This window comes from Streptomyces sp. NPDC059355 (assembly GCF_042752335.1).
Classification (GTDB): Bacteria; Actinomycetota; Actinomycetes; order Streptomycetales; family Streptomycetaceae; genus Streptomyces.
In genome coordinates this window covers 112732-128019 of record NZ_JBHYXN010000023.1, presented here as the reverse complement: position 1 = coordinate 128019, position 15288 = coordinate 112732, and the positions used below count along the sequence as shown (strand labels likewise).

Below are 15288 nucleotides of genomic sequence, written 5' to 3'. Positions count from 1 at the left end.
TGGTTCCAGCCGCTTTCGCGGGAAACGATGTTGTTGAAGGCCGCGAACTGCGCCGGGTCCTTGATCATCTGCTGGGCGATCGCCTTGGCGCTCGTCGGGGCCGCCTGGGCGGGAACCGTGGCGAGCATGGAACCGGCGACACCGAGGGCGACGACGGTACCCGCGAGGGTCTTCTTCGAAGCGGCGATGCGGCGGATGACGGAGTTCGACACGGATGAGCCTTCCACAGGGGACAAGGGGGTCGCGGCATGCCTGGGGCATGCGTGAGCCACTCACGCGGTGGAGAGGGGTTCGTCGGCGGCGGGGTGAAGCACCCGTGCCGCCCGGCGACTCATCCAGTTCTACAGACGCCCCGACCCCCTGGCAACGACCCGCCCTACTAGCGGCCTTCGCAGTGGAGGCCATACGGTCCATGACGGTGTCCTGGGGCATCCGGGCAGGTGGGAGCCGGTACGCGAGCGCGGTATCCGGCCCCTGGAGATCTACTATCGCCATTCGTATGTGATGTGGGCCCTATGGGGCGGGTCACCCCCGGGGCACCCGCATCTCACCGAATGTCATCGGTCGTACCCCTTTGAGGGGGCCACCGAGGAGGCCCCGGTGGCCGAGACCCCGCCCTTATCGGGGTTCGTGGGCGGCCATCCGGCAGGCGCCGTTCGCGGCGCCGCCCGGCACCCCGGCCGCGGTCAGCCCGGTCACACAGCCTTGGAGGTCGCCGCTCACCCCACGGCTGCACGCCGCCGTGACGGCGTCGCCGGCGCTGCCACCGGCACCCGCCTGGCCGGCCATCTGCACACAGGCCGGGATGTCCGCCTGGGCGGCGGGGGCGGCGAGTGCGCCGCCGAGGGTGAAGGTGAGGGCGAGGCCGGCGAGGACACCGGCGACGCGGGTCGACGTACGCATGGGACGCACCTGCTTTCCGGGATGGTCACCCGGCCCGGCCACGGCGGTGCCCGGGCCGTGTGGAAGGGGGGTGCCGAGCGGCGCCCGGGAGGTCCTTCCCCTCCAGCGTGCGCGGACACCGGCCTGACCGCGAGACACGGACGGGATCGGGCGCGCGGCCATCCGGGCGGGGCGCGGGCGTCCCCACGGCACGGCACCCCGGGGCCGCGGCGCGAAGCGGCGCATGCTGGTGTCTCCCGCCGGCAGGAGAGGCCTGTGAGTGACCCCAGCCCCCGACTGACCACGAGGCCGGCGCCCGCCGCGGCCGGCGACGGCCTTCCCGCTCCCGGGGTCATCGGCATCGGACTGGCCGCCGTACTGACGTTCGCGCTCGCCCAGGGCTCGTGGCAGTGGTTCGCCTCGTTCATCGGGGTGACGCTCCTCGCGGTGATGCTCGCCTTCCAGCGGCGGGCGCAGTGGACTCCGGAGGTCCGCTCGCCGTACATGCGCGGGCTGGTCGCTTACGCGCTGGTCGTCGGCCTGTGCGCGGCGGTCGCACTCGCCCCGCTCCTGCAGCGCCGGGCCTGGCTGTTCCCGATGCCGGGCACGCGCAGCCGGTGCGTGCTCCAGGGCCGGTACGAGGCCCTTCAGGTGGAGGCCGCGCTGGGAAATCTGGCCGGCAACGACGCCGCGGCCCTGGAGTTCGTACAGCAGGACCAGGCCCGCAAGGCCGTCGCCGAATGCCTGGCGGCCACGACGACCCTGTGGCTTCCCCTGTACGGGGTGGGGGTCGCGGTGCTGGTGGGAGCGGCCGCCTGGTTCCACGACCGGACCCGCGCCCGGTCCCGGTCGGGCCCCGTCGATTGAGACGTCATCTCATTTGGCCTTCGCGGTAGGCTGTCGGCCATGGTGGGGATCGTTGAACGGCTGGTGCCGGACGAGCTGTGGGTGCTGTTCCAACGGGTGGTGCCGGAGGCGCCGTCGCGGCCTCAGGGCGGTGGCCGGCGTCGGCATGGCGACCGGGAGGTACTGGCCGCGATCATCTTCGTTGCCACCTCGGGTTGTACCTGGCAGCAACTGCCCACAGCGTCGTTCGGGCCGTCGGGGGCGACAGCCCACCGGCGGTTCACCGAGTGGAGCAAGGCACGGGTGTGGGCCAGACTGCACCGCGCGGTCCTCGACGAGCTCGGTGCCCGGGGTGAGCTGGACTGGTCCCGCTGCGCGATCGACTCGGTGAACATGCGGGCCTTGAAAAGGGGGACTTGACAGGTCCGAATCCTGTCGACAGGGGCAAGTACGGCTCGAAGATCCACTTGATCACCGAGCGGACCGGTCTGCCCCTGTCCATCGGAATCTCGGGAGCGAATCTGCACGACAGCCAGGCCCTTGAGCCCCTCGTCCGCGGTATACCGCCCATCCGCTCGCGCCGCGGACGCCAGCGGTGCAAGCGCGGCGAGCTCCACGCGGACAAGGGCTACGACTACGCCCACCTGCGATGATGATTACGCGGACGCGGCATCACGCACCGCATAGCCCGCAAGGGCGTCGAGTCCTCGCAGCGACTGGGCCGCCACCGCTGGACCATCGAACGCACCATGGCCTGGCTCGCCGGCTGCCGCCGCCTCCACCGCCGCTACGAACGCAACGCCGAACACTTCCTCGCCTTCACCAGCATCGCCTGCGCCCTCATCTGCTACCGCGGACTCACCAAATGAGATGACGTCTAAGAGGTCCTTTCATCCTGGAATCTGGAAATTTGCTGCGATTCTTGAGGTGGTCGGCCGCGGTGCGGTAGTGACCATTGATGGAGTCGGTACCTATGGGGCGTGTGGGGTGGCTTGTGGGGCGGGCTGATTCTTGTGCCTGTCTCATCCCAGGATGCCTGGCCGTGGATGGCCCGTGTGCTTCCACTGCCGCAGCCGCGCGCCTGGGCGCATTCGGTCCGCGGCGGTACGCCGGAATCATGACGACGCGGCGTTCGTATCCGAGTGATCTGTCCGATGCGCGCTGGGAGTTGATCGAGCCGGTGCTGTCAGCGTGGCGTTTCGAGCGCCGTGGCCGGGCTCTGGACTTCGGCCGGCCTCCGCGGCATGACCTGCGCGAGATCATGAACGCGATCTTGTACGTGGACCGCACCGGCTGTCAGTGGGCCTACCTCCCGCATGACTTCCCGCCGCACCAGAGTGTTTACGGATACTTCGCCAGATGGGCTGACGAGGGGGTGTTTGCCCAGCTCAATGGAGTCCTGCGGCGCCTCCTGCGGGAGAAGGAAGGGCGGAACGCCGAGCCGTCCGCGTGTGTGATCGACGCCCAGAGCGTGAAGACCTCCACCAGCGTTCCCGCCGCCAGCCAGGGCATCGACGCGGGCAAGAAGATCGCGGGCCGCAAACGGAGCATCGTCACCGACACGCTCGGCCTCCTCCTCGCGGTGCTGGTCACCGCGGCCAGCGTGCAGGACTCCGTCGCCGGCACCCACCTCATCGACCGCGTCGCCGCTGAACATCCCGCAATCCGCAAGCTCTGGGTCGACGGCGGCTACCGCCAGCACCTCGTCGAACACACCGCCACCCTCGGCATCGACATGGAGATCACGACTCGCAAGCCCGGGACCAGGGGGTTCACCCCGATCCCGAAACGCTGGGCGGTCGAGCGGACCTACGGCTGGCTCATGCTCCACCGGCGTCTCGCCCGCGACTACGAAACCCTCCCCACCCGCTCCAAAGCCATCATCCACCTCGCCATGACCGACCTCATGGCCCGCCGCCTCACCAGCGAAAACACCATCTCCTGGCGCGACCCAAAGAAGCTGCCAAAACGGGCTACCCCGGGATGAAACAACGGACCAAAACGACCTCTAAGCCTGGATTGGTGCGGTGGACCTGGCGGCATGCTCGATCTTCGCGCAGTAGGCTGCACGGGCTTCCTCGTCGATCTGCTTCTCGTGTTCCGCGCGCAACCCGGTCCGGCCGTCGAGGCCCTCGCGCAGGATATCGGCGTGCCCGGCATGCCGGATGGACTCGCCGAGGACATGGACCATGGTGGCGAACAGGTTCGTGTCGGCATAGGGCTCCGGCCACCACGGCACGTGGCCAGGGGCGTCGAGGGGAAGCTCGTTGATCGTCGCGTCCGAGTGTTCCCACGTGCGCCGGTAGAACCCGATGATCTGATCGCGGGTTTCATGCTCGGTCGCCCACTGATCGCTGCCGTTGGAGTCCCTCCACCGGGGCAGCGGTTCCGGGGAAGGGCGGTCGAAGACCTCGCCGAAGTACCTGGCCTCGACGGTGGCCACGTGTTTGACCAGGCCGAGGAGGTTGGTCCCGGTCGCTGTCAAAGGTCGGCGGGCGTCGTATTCGGACAAGCCGTCGAGTTTCCAGAGCAGCGCCTCGCGGTCCCGCCGCAGTCTCCCGTGCAGGTTGTCTTTCGCGAATTCATCGATCATGCGGCATGAGCCTGCCATGGGCTGCTCGTGGTCTCAAGAACCCGTACGTGGTCCGCAACGACTGGCAGAGCCGAGGCCCGGCCATGGCCGCTGCCCTGACCTGCTACAAGAAGCTCGCGAAACTTGCCACGTAAGACAACCTCTCGAACCACCCCAGATGGGGAAAGCGTGAATGCCCGCACAACGTGCGGACTGCCATCTCACGGATCACAATCGGGATCTACGAAGCAGGAAGATCTCCATGTCGGGTCGCACGGTCCGGGTCACGCACGTACGCACACCTGTAGAGAGGCGACATGATGACTTGGGAAGAAATGTACAAGGCAGCCATGCAGGAACTTTACAAGGAGCTCATCGGCCACGACGGCACCTATATCCACACCGGTGGCGCAGCTGCACCTCGGCACCTGTCTGCTTGAACGACTCCGCGGACACCGGTACGAGCAGCGCATCGCGGTGGAAGTCCCGCAGGTTGGTCGACCCGCAGCTGATCATCGTCGAGGTGAGCTTCGTCCGGGTCCGCTCCACGTTGTCGTACAGGCTGCCGGCGTAGGGCACGTAGCCGTCGACGCCCTCTTCGAAGACCATCCGGCCGCGCTGGCCGTACCGGGCTGCGTTCTGCGCGCGCCGCGAGCCCTCGCCCCAGTACTCCTTGTACCACTGGCTGCCGATCTGCAGCTTCCGCGACGGGCTCTCGTCGAGCCGGGCGAAGTAGCGGCCGAGCATGATGAAGTCCGCCCCCATCGCCAGCGCCATCGCCATGTGCGAGTCGTTGAGCAGGCCGCCGTCGCAGCACAGCGGCACGTACACACCGGTCTCCCGGGCGTAGGCGTCGCGCGCCTGGACCACATCGAGCAGCGCGGAGGCCTGCCCGCGGCCGATGCCCTTCTGCGCCCGAGTGGTGCAGATGGCCCCGCCGCCGATCCCGACCTTCACGAACGCCGCGCCCGCATCGGCCAGGTAGCGAAAGGCCCTGCCGTCGACGACGTTCCCCGCGCCGACGAAAACATCGTCCCCGTACGTCTCCCGGGCGAATTCGAGGGTCCTCGCCTGGTATACGGAATAGCCGTCGGAGGAGTCCAGACACAGCACGTCCGCGCCGGCCTCCACAAGGGCGGGAATGCGGTCCTTGAAGTCACGGGAATTGATACCGGCACCCACACGCAGACGCTTTCCGCTGTCCACCGTCGCGCGGTGATACGCCTTGTGGGCCTGATAGTCCTTCTTGAGGACCAAGGAGACGACCCGGCCGTCCTCCAGCACCGGCAGGACGTCCAGATGGTGCTGCCAGATCAGCTCATTCGCCTCGGACAGGGAGACCGAGGCCGACGCGGTGACCAGGCCGGCGCGGCCCCGCATCCGGTTGCCGGCCGTCTCGCAAGCCCCGTGACGCTCCAGATGGAAGTCGTCGAGGCTGATGACCCCCAGGAACTCGCCGTCCGCGTCCCCGCTCCGCGTGACCACCGCCACGCCCTGCTCCGCCTCGGACAGCTGCCGGGCGACCTCACCGAGAGGAGTCTGCGGCGCCACGGTGATCTCGCTGGTCCGGAAGCCGGCCTTGTGCCGCTTCACCGCCAGCACGTCCGCGGCCTGGTCCTCAATCTGCTGATTCTGGTGGATGAACGACAGCCCGCCGACCTGCGCCAGTGCCACCGCCAGCGTCGGTGACGACACCGCCTGCATGATGGCGCTCACCAGGGGCGTGGCGACCCGAATTCCCGGCTCCTCGCCGACCCGGTGACGCACCAGCGGCGCCCCGAGGTCCACATTGTCCGGCGTGCAGTCTTCCGTGGTCAGGCCCGGGATGAGGAGGTATTCGCTCAGCGTACGAGAAATTTCGGGGAGGATTTTCACATGGTCTCCGGCAAGGAGCCTGCGCACCGATCAACGACGGATCGGCGAGGCTCGTACGGGCAGTGCGGATCGATGCCCGGCCGGTAGCGCACCATCGGAAGAATGCGCTCCGGAGATCCTCAGAGCGGGCGCACCCGGCAGAGCAGTGCTCGCATGCGCGGCCGAATCGGCGGCGGAGGCACGGCAGACCCGGATGCTCCGCGCGGTGCTGCACAGGCGCTGACTTCCATTGCGCCATACGCGATCTTAACGCACTGCCCCTGTCCACCGCGTCGGCGGCGGCGCGCACAGCGTCGAAGTCGGCTTCCGCTCCTCGTACTTGGCCGCCGCGCCCCGACCGTACGCAGCACCGTCGACGGAATTCGGTGGTGTCGGTGGTGTGTCAGTGGTCTGTCGGGGGCTGTCGGGGGCTGTCGGTCCCGTGTCGGTCCCGTGTCGGTGGGGGCTGACACCTTTCGAGAGGTCCGGCCGGGCGTCCGTCCGGCCGCGATCTCGGGAAGGGGATCCGTCATGCATGACGTAGTGATCGTGGGGGCCGGGCCGGTGGGTCTGTCCCTCGCATGCGAGCTCGGACTCGCGGGCTGTTCCGTCCTGGTGCTCGAGCGGGAGCCGGAGCCCGGCTCCGCGATGAAGGCGGCCCCCCTCGGGATGCGGGGCCTGTCCGCCGCGTCGGTCGAGGCGTTCTACCGGCGCGGGATGCTCGACTCGCTGCCGATCGCTTCGAACGTCGGAGAAGGGGCGAACGGGCCGTCCCTCCCGCGACGCGGTGGCCATTTCGCCGGCATCATGCTCGACCCGGCCAAGCTCGACGGCGCCGTCCTGCCGTACCGGCTTCCGAGCCCGGCACCGGGACTCGTGATGACGAACCTCGCGGAGGTCGAGGCGGTGCTGTCCGAGCGGGCGGCCAAGCTCGGGGTGGAAGTCCGGCGCGGCGTCACGGTCTCGGCCGTCACCCGGCACGAAGAGGGCGTGGTCGCGCAGGCCGGCACGGACACGTACGAGGCGCGCTGGCTCGTCGGCTGCGACGGCGGACGCAGTACGGTGCGCGGGCTCGCGGGCTTCGAATTCGTCGGCACCGAGCCGCAGTTCACCGGCTACACGATGCACGCCACGATCACCGGTCTCGAGAAGCTGCGCCACGGGTTCAACCTGACGCCGAACGGCATGTACATCCGGATGCCCGTGGACGGACACATCGGCATCATGGACTTCGACGGCGGCGCGTTCGACCGCTCTCAGCAGCCGACGCGCGACCACCTCCAGTCCGTGCTGCGCCGTGTGTCCGGCACCGACGTGACACTGACCGAGGTCCACATCGCCTCGAGCTTCACCGACCGGGCGATGCAGTCGACGACGTACCGGCAGGGACGCGTCCTGCTCGCGGGCGACGCCGCTCACATCCACTCCCCCCTCGGCGGGCAGGGGCTCAACACCGGCATCGGGGATGCGGTGAACCTGGGCTGGAAGCTGGCGGCGACCGTCCACGGACACGCGCCCGACGGGCTTCTCGACACGTATGCCGGCGAGCGCCATCCGATCGGCGCGGCGGTGCTCGACTGGTCGCGCGCCCAGGTGGCGATCATGCGGCCGGACGCGCACGGCCGGGCGCTCCAGGGTGTGGTCCGCGATCTGATCGGGACCACTGACGGGACGGCCTACGTGTTCGGCAAGTTGTCGGGATCGTGGATCCGCCACGACCTCGGCGGCGAACATCCGCTCGTCGGCCGCAACGCGCCGGACTTCCTTCTGGAGGACGGGACTCGCCTCGGCGACCTGATGCAGGACGGACGAGGCGTCGCGCTCGATTTCGGCACCGACCGACCCCTGCGCGCTTCGGCCGGGCGCTGGGAGAGCCGGATACGGTATGCGGCCGGTCCGGCCGCTGACGACCTCGGGTTGGGGGCCGTGCTGGTCCGGCCTGACGGCGTGGTCGCCTGGGCAGCCGATCGCCACCCCGATCGTGAAGCGTTCGAGCGGGCCGCGAGCCGCTGGTTCGGCAGTCCGTCGGTCTGAGGTCAGGCCCTCATCCGGGCCGCCGTCGGCGCACGCGGCTCTCAGAGGCGGTGGATGCGGTCGATGCCGTACCACTTCGAGAGGCAGCCGGCGACCCAGTCCCGCTCGTAGTCGGAGGTGAAGAAGGGCTCGGCCAGGCTTCCGATGTACAGGGGCCGGTACCCGAGGTCGGTGGCGCCCTGCGCCGCCGCGCTGCGTATGCGGGCGTTCTGGGCGTCCCAGGCCACCGCGCGGGTGACCGTGGCGGTGGTGAGCTGCTGGACGTTCGGGACGAGCGCGGCCAGCGCGGCGAGCGTCAGGCCGCCCGCGGCCGCGACGGCCGCCGACACCGCCACCGGCGCACTCCGCCGGCGTGCGAGGGAGCGCCCGGCCCACTCCCCCAGCAGGGCGCCGTAGCCGCACAGCGCCAGCTCCATCGGCACGAGGTAGTTCGTCCACGTACGGGCGTACGTCCACCCGCTCGGCCCGTACCCGCTGCGCAGGCCCACCACCACCGCGAACGAGCCGAGCACCACCACCGGTACGGGCAGCAGCAACACGGCGACGAGCATCGGCCGCGACACGGACCGGTGCCCTCTCCACGCCGCGTGCGCGGGTGTGCCGAGCCCCGCACCCAGGCCGAGGAGGGCGCCGACGGCGGCGGCTCCGAGATAGGCCCACTGGCCCGTTACGGCATCCCACATGTGGAGCCAGTCCCGGAAGGTGTCCGCGAGTTCGCTCCCGGAGAGCATCGACTCCCGGTCCGGCTGCTGGGCGCGGCGCCACCGGGCGCCGGGGGACGTGTAGAGGACGATCAGACCGCACAGGAGTCCGGCGCACCAGAGCCCGCACCAGGTGAACGTGCGCCAGGTCCGCGCGAGCCCCGGCCGGGGCAGCGCCAGCAGGCCGACGCAGACCGCGAGCAGACCGCTGACGAGGGCGAACGGCTCGCTCAGGGTGCCGAGCGCGAACGCGATGACGAACGCGGCGCCGAATCCGGCCGCGCGTGCGGGGGCCCGGGGCCGGCGTACGGTCCACGCGGCCAGCAGGATCGCCCACACTCCGATGACGCTGGGGACGGTGTGGGAAATGGTGGCCGGCGCCCACAGCAGTACTTGGTAGCTGCGGGTGCCGGCGTAGTAGACCAGTGCCTGGACGGCGAGGGAGCAGGCGGTCAGCGCCATCACCGTCACCGTCCGAGGTCTTGCGCCGAGGAGCCGCAGGAACTCGCACCCGAGCAGGACGAGACCGACCGTGAAGGTGACGGCGATGACGGTGGGCAGGATCTTGACTCCGGCGAGCCCGTCGCCGTAGACGATGCCGCTCAGGAAGGCGTTGGTGATCCGCCCGTTCTGGGTCATGTAGAAGTCGGACGTGATGCCGAGGACTCCGAGGTCACGGGACTTCCATGCGGCGCACCAGTCGTCCGACGTGGGCCGTACGTAGAGCCCGAGGAAGCACCCGACGGCGATGAGGGCTCCCGCCGCCGCCACCAGGGCCGCGCCCGCGCCCGGCAGGAGCCGGCGGACGAGCGGGCGGCGGCCGCTCGCCCGCCCCACGCCCGCGCCCTTGCCCTTGCCCTTGTCCTTGCCCTTGTCCTCTACCTCGCCTTCGCCCTCACTCGACGCAGTACTCATTCACCATTCCTTCGCAGGGGCCGGTCACACCAATGTGCATGGTGTGTCGCCGACCGGCATCCGGGGTCACCCGGGTGGCGGGCATGTCGTGGCGGGCCCCGCACGCCTCGACCACGATGAGAACTCCGGGCTTCCGCACGCGCGGAAGCCGGACGGAGGGAGTGGTGATGCCTGCTGTCCGGCTCGTGCGCTGGGCGGCCGTCACGACGGCTGTCGCGTGTATCGCCTTCCCCGTGTCGGCCGCGGGACCCGCCGGCGAGGGGCACACCGACACACGGCGGCCGGTGTTCCTCGTCAGGCCCGTGGGCCACCGCAGTCCGGTCGACGCCGTGGGCAGCTACGCGCCCCTGTCGGTGCTCGCCGCCCCCACCGTCGGGCTCCTCTCCAACACGGCCGCCACCGAGGGCATCACGCCGGCCACCGCCCAGGGCGCGGGGTACATGGGGCGGAGCAACGTCCTGCGGTTGCCGTCCGGCCGGTGGAAGTACGTACCGCTCGGCAGGACGGCGTCGGTCGTGGTGGCCGCCGGTGATCCGGCGGCCCGGCAGCAGATCGCGCAGAGCGGTGCCTGGCTGGCCGCGGGCCGGGTGCCGGGCGGCTCGCCCGCGCAGCGCGCGGCGGCCGAGCGGGCCCTGCTGACCATGCGCGCCCTGCTCCGGCCGAACGGTGCCATGGCGGCGGGCTGGTCCCCCGGCTGGATGTACTCCTGGCCCCGCGACTCCAGCTTCGCCTGCGCCGCGTTCGCGCACACGGGCCACGAGGCCGAGGCGTACCGGATCCTGCGCTACAGCGCCGCGACCCAGCGCGCGGACGGTACCTGGGAGGCGCGCACGAGGCTCGACGGCTCGGGGCCGCCGGACGGCAGGCGGTGGCAGCTCGACGCCAACGGCTGGGTCCCCTGGTCCGCCTGGCAGTGGTACCGGACGGCCCCGCCGGCCACGCGCCGGGCACGGCTGGCCGGCCTGTACCCGATGATCCGCAAGGCGGCCGACCACGCGGCGGCCTCCCTGCGGGCGGACGGGCTGCCTCCGGCCTCCCCGGACTACTGGGAGCTGATGACCACCACGACGAACATCGGTACGGCCGCGCCCCTGCTCGCGGGGCTCAACTCCTCCGCGGACCTCGCCAGGGAGCTGGACCGGCCGGGCGACGCGGCACGCTGGGCCGCCGCCGCCAGGCGGCTCTCCGCGGGCATGGCAAAGAAGTTCGCCCCTCTCGGCTATCAGCGCACGGTCGACGGACAGCACGGCCGTGACAGCGCGGTCGCCTTCATGGCGCCGCCGTTCAACGCGGCTCCGGCCGACCTGCCCCGGACACTCGCCGCCACGTACAAGGCACTGCTGCTGCCCAACGGGGGTCTCACGCCGGGGAACGACCGCACCGCGCCCTGGGGCGGGAACGCCTGGACGCCCAGTACCTCGTTCTTCGCCCTCGCGTGGGCCGGTACGGGCAGGACGGCGGAGGCGAGGCAGGTCCTGGACTGGGTCCTCTCCAAGAGGAACTCGCTCGGTGAGCTGACCGAGAAGGTGGACGCGGCGGGCAGGCCGTCCTCGGTGGCGCCGCTGGCATGGACCGGCTCGATCACCCTCCTCACCCTGGTGGCACTCGACGGCAACGGTCTCCCCACGCCGCCCTCGTGGGCGGCCGGGGAGCAACCCGCGCGACCGCGGGCGTAGGCTTCGCCGAGCACGGGCGCGACGGGGGCGGAGCACATGACGCAGACGAACAAGACGGCACGGTGGGGTTCGGCCCTCGATTCGGTCGTGGTGTACGCGCAGGGGGCGGTCTGCCGCCGCCTGGCCCGCGGCAGCGTGCCGCCGGACGCCCGGCTGCGGGTGAGCGGACTGCCCCGCTCGCTGGACCCGAATTCCCTGCGGGCCCGCGTCCTGAACGCTCCCGGAGTGCGCGTCACGGAGGCCCGGGTGGAGGTCGGGGCCGAGCCCCTCGGCGCGGGCGTGCCCGACGCGTTGCGCCGCGAGGTCGTGCGGTTGCGCGAGGAGTGCGCCGCGGTGCAGGGCCGCCTGGAGCGCCAACTCGGTCTGATCGAGGAGGTCGGGGGTCTGCGCCCGGTGCCGCCGGAGCGCAGGCGCGGGGACCCGCACCGCCGTACGCCGGTCGACGCGTGGCTGGAGCTCGCCGAGTTCGTCGACGCCCGGCTGACACGACTGCACGCACGTCTCGCCGAACTGGAGGAGGCGCGGCGCCGCGTCGAGCACGAGCTCTCCGTCGCCGCGGACAGGCTCGCCCGCGCTTCCACCGACGCGCCGACGGCGCACGTGGAGACCACGGTCTGCGCGGTGCTGACCCTCGACCGCGCCGCTGATCCGGAGGCACCGGAATCGGAGCGGGAGCTCGAGCTGGAGCTGGAGTACGCGGTGCCCGGCGCCGTGTGGGCGCCGGCCTACCGTCTCACGCACCGGCGGGGCGAGGGCTCCGGCCGCCTCCTTCTGCGTGCCTCGGTCGCCCAGCGCACCGGCGAGGACTGGACCGGCGTGCGCATCGCCCTGGCCACCGCCGACCTGCGGCGCCGCACCGACCTGCCGAAGCTGCGCTCGCTCCGGATCGGACGCCGTCAGCCCGCCCCCGCGCCGTCCGGCTGGCGCGAGCCCCCGGCGGGGCTCGCCGATCTGTTCGCCGGCTACGAGGCGGCCGGCCCCCGTCCGGCCCCGGCCTTCGTACCGCCGGCCGGCGCACGACCGGCCGTCGGGGCCGGCTCCGCGCCCGGGCCCGTGCCGCAACCGCCGCCGCCTCCCGTACCGGTACCGGTACCCGTACCGGTACCGGTACCCGTACCGGTACCGGCACCGCCGCCGGCACCTCAGGGTTACGGCGCGCCGCCCGCCGCGATCCCGGTCCCCGGCGGCGTCGACGGCGTCTCGCTCCAGGGCTTCGGCGCCGCCGTACCCTCCCCCGCGGCACCAGCCGCCCGATCGCGGGCCGGAGGCAGGCCGGGCGGCGGCGGAGCCTTCGCCGTGCCCGCCCCCGCACCGATGGCATCCGCACCGATGGCGCCCGCAACCGCCGGCGGGGCCCCGCCACCGCCGCCCCCGGCACCGCCGGCCGGTCCGCCGCGGCCGAGCGGCGCCGAGCTCGACTACGCCGCCCTCGTGCTGTGCGGCCCGGGCGAGCAGGGCGGTCGCCAGGGCCGGCTGTTCCCGGACGCCCCCTTCGACCCGGTCGCGGCCGAACACCGGCGCCGCTCCGAGGCGGTGGCCGCACTGCCGCTGCCCGGACACGCCGTGCGTCCCCGCGAGTCGGCGGGTTCCTTCGACCACCGCTTCGATGCCGCGGCCCGCGCCGACATCCCCTCGGACGGCACCTGGCACACCGTCACCGTCGGTGCGATCCCGGTCGGTCTGCGCACCGAGTACCTCTGCGTGCCGTCCGTCGAGCAGACCGTGTACTCCACACTCGTGGTCTCCAATGCCACCGACCAGGCCCTGCTGGCCGGCCCGGTGGAGGTCACCGTCGACGACGAGTTCCTGCTGACCGCCGCCCTGCCCACGCTCGCCCCCGGCGGTGTCCGCCGGGTCGGGCTCGGGCCGGCCGAGGGCATCGGGGTCACCCGCCGTACGAACCTGCACGAGTCGACCGCGGGTCTTCGGGGCAACACCACCGTGCTCGACCACCGGATCCACGTGGAGCTGGCCAACCGGCTCGCCGGGCCCGTCACCGTCGAGGTCCGCGAGCGGGTACCGGTCACCGGCGAACCGGACGTCCGGATCGAGGAACGGGCCGGCTGGACGGCGCCCGAGGCCGGCACGGGACCCGAGCACCACGCGCCCGGCACCCGCATCTGGCGGGTGGACCTGCCCGCCGGCGCCACCACCGCCCTCGACGGCGGCTACGAGATCCGCATCCCGGCCGGCAAGGGCCTGGTCGGCGGCAACCGCAGGAGCTGACGCAGCCATGTCCACGGCCCCCATGCCGATCGCCCTCCCCGTCACCGCCGTCACCGCGCTGGAGGACCGGGCCCACATCGAGCGCACCGCCGTGCTCGACCTCGAGGCCGGAGTCCAGCGGCTGCGGCTCGGGCCGGTCAGTGCGCTGGCCGTGGACCGCACCCTCCATGCGGAGCTGACCGCGGAGCACCCGGCGACCGTGCTCGACGTACGGATGGTCCGCACCTGGACGCCCGGCGGACCGCTGCCGTCCGCCGACGACTCCGCCCTGCGCCGCCGCGTGCGCGAACTGGAAGGCGAGCGGCACGCCGCGGAGCAGCGGCGCGACCGGCTGCGCGCGCGCCTCGACGTGCTCGGCCGCCTCGCCTGCGACCTGCTGCGGGACATCGGCGAAGGAGCCGGCTCCGGAGAGAGCGACGGGACCCGCTGGGCCCTCGAACTGGACCGGGTGGACGGGGAGCGCGACGAGTTCGGTGAGCAACTCCGCTGCACCCAGGTTCGATTGGCCGCCCTGGACGCCGAACTCGACGAGGTTCGGCGGGCCATGACGCGCTCCGATGTGCAACCCGCCGAGCTGGTCGGCCATGTCGAGCTGACCGTGGACGCCGCGGCGGCCGGGCCGGCAAGGCTGCGCCTGAGCCACCTGACCCCGTGCGCGCTGTGGCGGCCCGCCTACCGGGCCGTGCTCGACGGCGACTCCCTGACGCTGGAGACCGACGCGATGGTCTGGCAGCGCACCGGCGAGGACTGGTCCGGCGTACGGCTGACGTTGTCGACGGCCCGGTCGGCGCTCGCCACCGATCCGCCGCGGCTCGGCGAGGACCGGCTGACGCTGGGCGACCGCAGCCCCGCCGAACGCCGCACGGTCGACGTCGAGTTGCGCGAGGAGGCGATCGGGGACATCGGCCCGGCCCCGGTGCTCGGCCTGCCGGGGGTGGACGACGGCGGTGAGGCGCGGGTGCTGAGCGCGCCCGCACCGGTCTCCGTACCCGGTGACGGGCGCGCCCACCGGGTGCCGCTGTCCGCGTTCACCGCTCCCGCGGTCAGTGAGTACGCCTGCTCACCCGAGCTGTCCGCGCTGGTCACCCGGGTCGTGCGGTTCGACAACGGATCCGGTCACGCGCTGCTCGCCGGTCCCGTGGACCTGGTCCGCGCCGGCGGGTTCGGCGGCCGCGGCACGCTGGACTTCACCGCGCCCGGCACCCCGGTGGTACTGGCCTTCGGCAGCTGCGACGACCACGGCGTGGTCCGGGAGACCGAGGAGTCCCGGACCACCGCCGGAATCACCCAGCGGACCGTGGTCACCCGCACGGTCCGCCTGCACCTGTCCCGGTTCTCCGCGCCGGCGGAGAGCGGCGAGCGGGTGGTCGTCGTACGCGAGCGGGTCCCGGTCTCGGAGGTCTCGGCGGTGGAGGTGCGCCTGCTCGAGCAGGCCTGCTCCCCCGCGCCCGCCGCGGTCGACGACGACGGCGTCGCGCGCTGGGACGTCGCGCTCCCGCCCGGCGGCCGCCGTACGGTCACCCTGGTCTACGAGCTGTCGGCGAGCGCCAAGGTCGCGGGGCTCTGAAGCGTAGCGCGGCGG

At 72.0% G+C, this 15288-nt stretch carries 11 protein-coding genes and 2 pseudogenes; 8 read left to right on the top strand and 5 right to left on the bottom strand.

Going from position 1 to position 15288, the window contains the following annotated elements:
• Positions 1-212: pseudogene (locus ACFXGI_RS22500) on the bottom strand (lytic transglycosylase domain-containing protein); the annotation flags it as partial.
• 406 nt (positions 213-618) lie between these two features.
• On the bottom strand, positions 619-903 hold the full coding sequence (locus ACFXGI_RS22495) for a hypothetical protein (protein ID WP_384709444.1): 285 nt from the start codon (positions 901-903) through the stop codon (positions 619-621).
• 255 nt (positions 904-1158) lie between these two features.
• Here ACFXGI_RS22495 and ACFXGI_RS22490 point away from each other — a divergent pair, with 255 nt between their 5' ends.
• From ACFXGI_RS22490 to ACFXGI_RS22480, 3 genes and pseudogenes are all read left to right on the top strand, one after another.
• Positions 1159-1749 (top strand): hypothetical protein, encoded by a 591-nt coding sequence (locus ACFXGI_RS22490; protein ID WP_384709441.1) that lies wholly within the window; start codon positions 1159-1161, stop codon positions 1747-1749.
• A 39-nt stretch (positions 1750-1788) separates the two neighbouring features.
• Positions 1789-2597: pseudogene (locus ACFXGI_RS22485) on the top strand (IS5 family transposase).
• 248 nt (positions 2598-2845) lie between these two features.
• A complete protein-coding gene (locus ACFXGI_RS22480) occupies positions 2846-3715 on the top strand; it encodes an IS5 family transposase (protein ID WP_384709438.1) in 870 nt (289 codons plus the stop codon).
• A gap of 21 nt (positions 3716-3736) precedes the next feature.
• Here the strand turns inward: ACFXGI_RS22480 and ACFXGI_RS22475 are convergent, their stop codons facing one another.
• Entirely contained in the window at positions 3737-4321 is a 585-nt protein-coding gene (locus ACFXGI_RS22475) for a DinB family protein (RefSeq protein ID WP_384709435.1), read from the bottom strand.
• A gap of 5 nt (positions 4322-4326) precedes the next feature.
• Between ACFXGI_RS22475 and ACFXGI_RS22470 the strand changes: the two genes are divergently transcribed.
• Entirely contained in the window at positions 4327-4455 is a 129-nt protein-coding gene (locus tag ACFXGI_RS22470) for a hypothetical protein (RefSeq protein ID WP_384709432.1), read from the top strand.
• A gap of 217 nt (positions 4456-4672) precedes the next feature.
• Here the strand turns inward: ACFXGI_RS22470 and ACFXGI_RS22465 are convergent, their stop codons facing one another.
• Positions 4673-6175: an IMP dehydrogenase gene (locus ACFXGI_RS22465; protein ID WP_384709429.1), complete on the bottom strand. Its 1503-nt coding sequence runs from the start codon at positions 6173-6175 to the stop codon at positions 4673-4675.
• Positions 6176-6685: 510 nt separating this feature from the next.
• On the opposite strand from ACFXGI_RS22465, the gene ACFXGI_RS22460 reads away from it, so the two are divergent.
• Positions 6686-8188: an FAD-dependent oxidoreductase gene (locus ACFXGI_RS22460; RefSeq protein WP_384709426.1), complete on the top strand. Its 1503-nt coding sequence runs from the start codon at positions 6686-6688 to the stop codon at positions 8186-8188.
• A 41-nt stretch (positions 8189-8229) separates the two neighbouring features.
• Here the strand turns inward: ACFXGI_RS22460 and ACFXGI_RS22455 are convergent, their stop codons facing one another.
• A complete protein-coding gene (locus ACFXGI_RS22455; RefSeq protein ID WP_384709424.1) occupies positions 8230-9804 on the bottom strand; it encodes a hypothetical protein in 1575 nt (524 codons plus the stop codon).
• Between the two features lie 167 nt (positions 9805-9971).
• On the opposite strand from ACFXGI_RS22455, the gene ACFXGI_RS22450 reads away from it, so the two are divergent.
• From ACFXGI_RS22450 to ACFXGI_RS22440, 3 genes are read left to right on the top strand one after another with little or no spacing between them, the layout of a single operon-like run.
• The gene (locus ACFXGI_RS22450) at positions 9972-11480 is read left to right on the top strand and encodes a hypothetical protein (protein WP_384709421.1); all 1509 of its coding nucleotides are present in this window, start codon (positions 9972-9974) and stop codon (positions 11478-11480) included.
• Positions 11481-11516: 36 nt separating this feature from the next.
• Positions 11517-13706 carry a DUF4139 domain-containing protein gene (locus ACFXGI_RS22445; RefSeq protein WP_384709418.1) on the top strand — a complete coding sequence of 730 codons (2190 nt, stop codon included), beginning with the start codon at positions 11517-11519 and terminating at the stop codon, positions 13704-13706.
• Positions 13707-13713: 7 nt separating this feature from the next.
• Positions 13714-15273 carry a DUF4139 domain-containing protein gene (locus ACFXGI_RS22440; protein ID WP_384709416.1) on the top strand — a complete coding sequence of 520 codons (1560 nt, stop codon included), beginning with the start codon at positions 13714-13716 and terminating at the stop codon, positions 15271-15273.
• Positions 15274-15288: the final 15 nt, after the last annotated feature.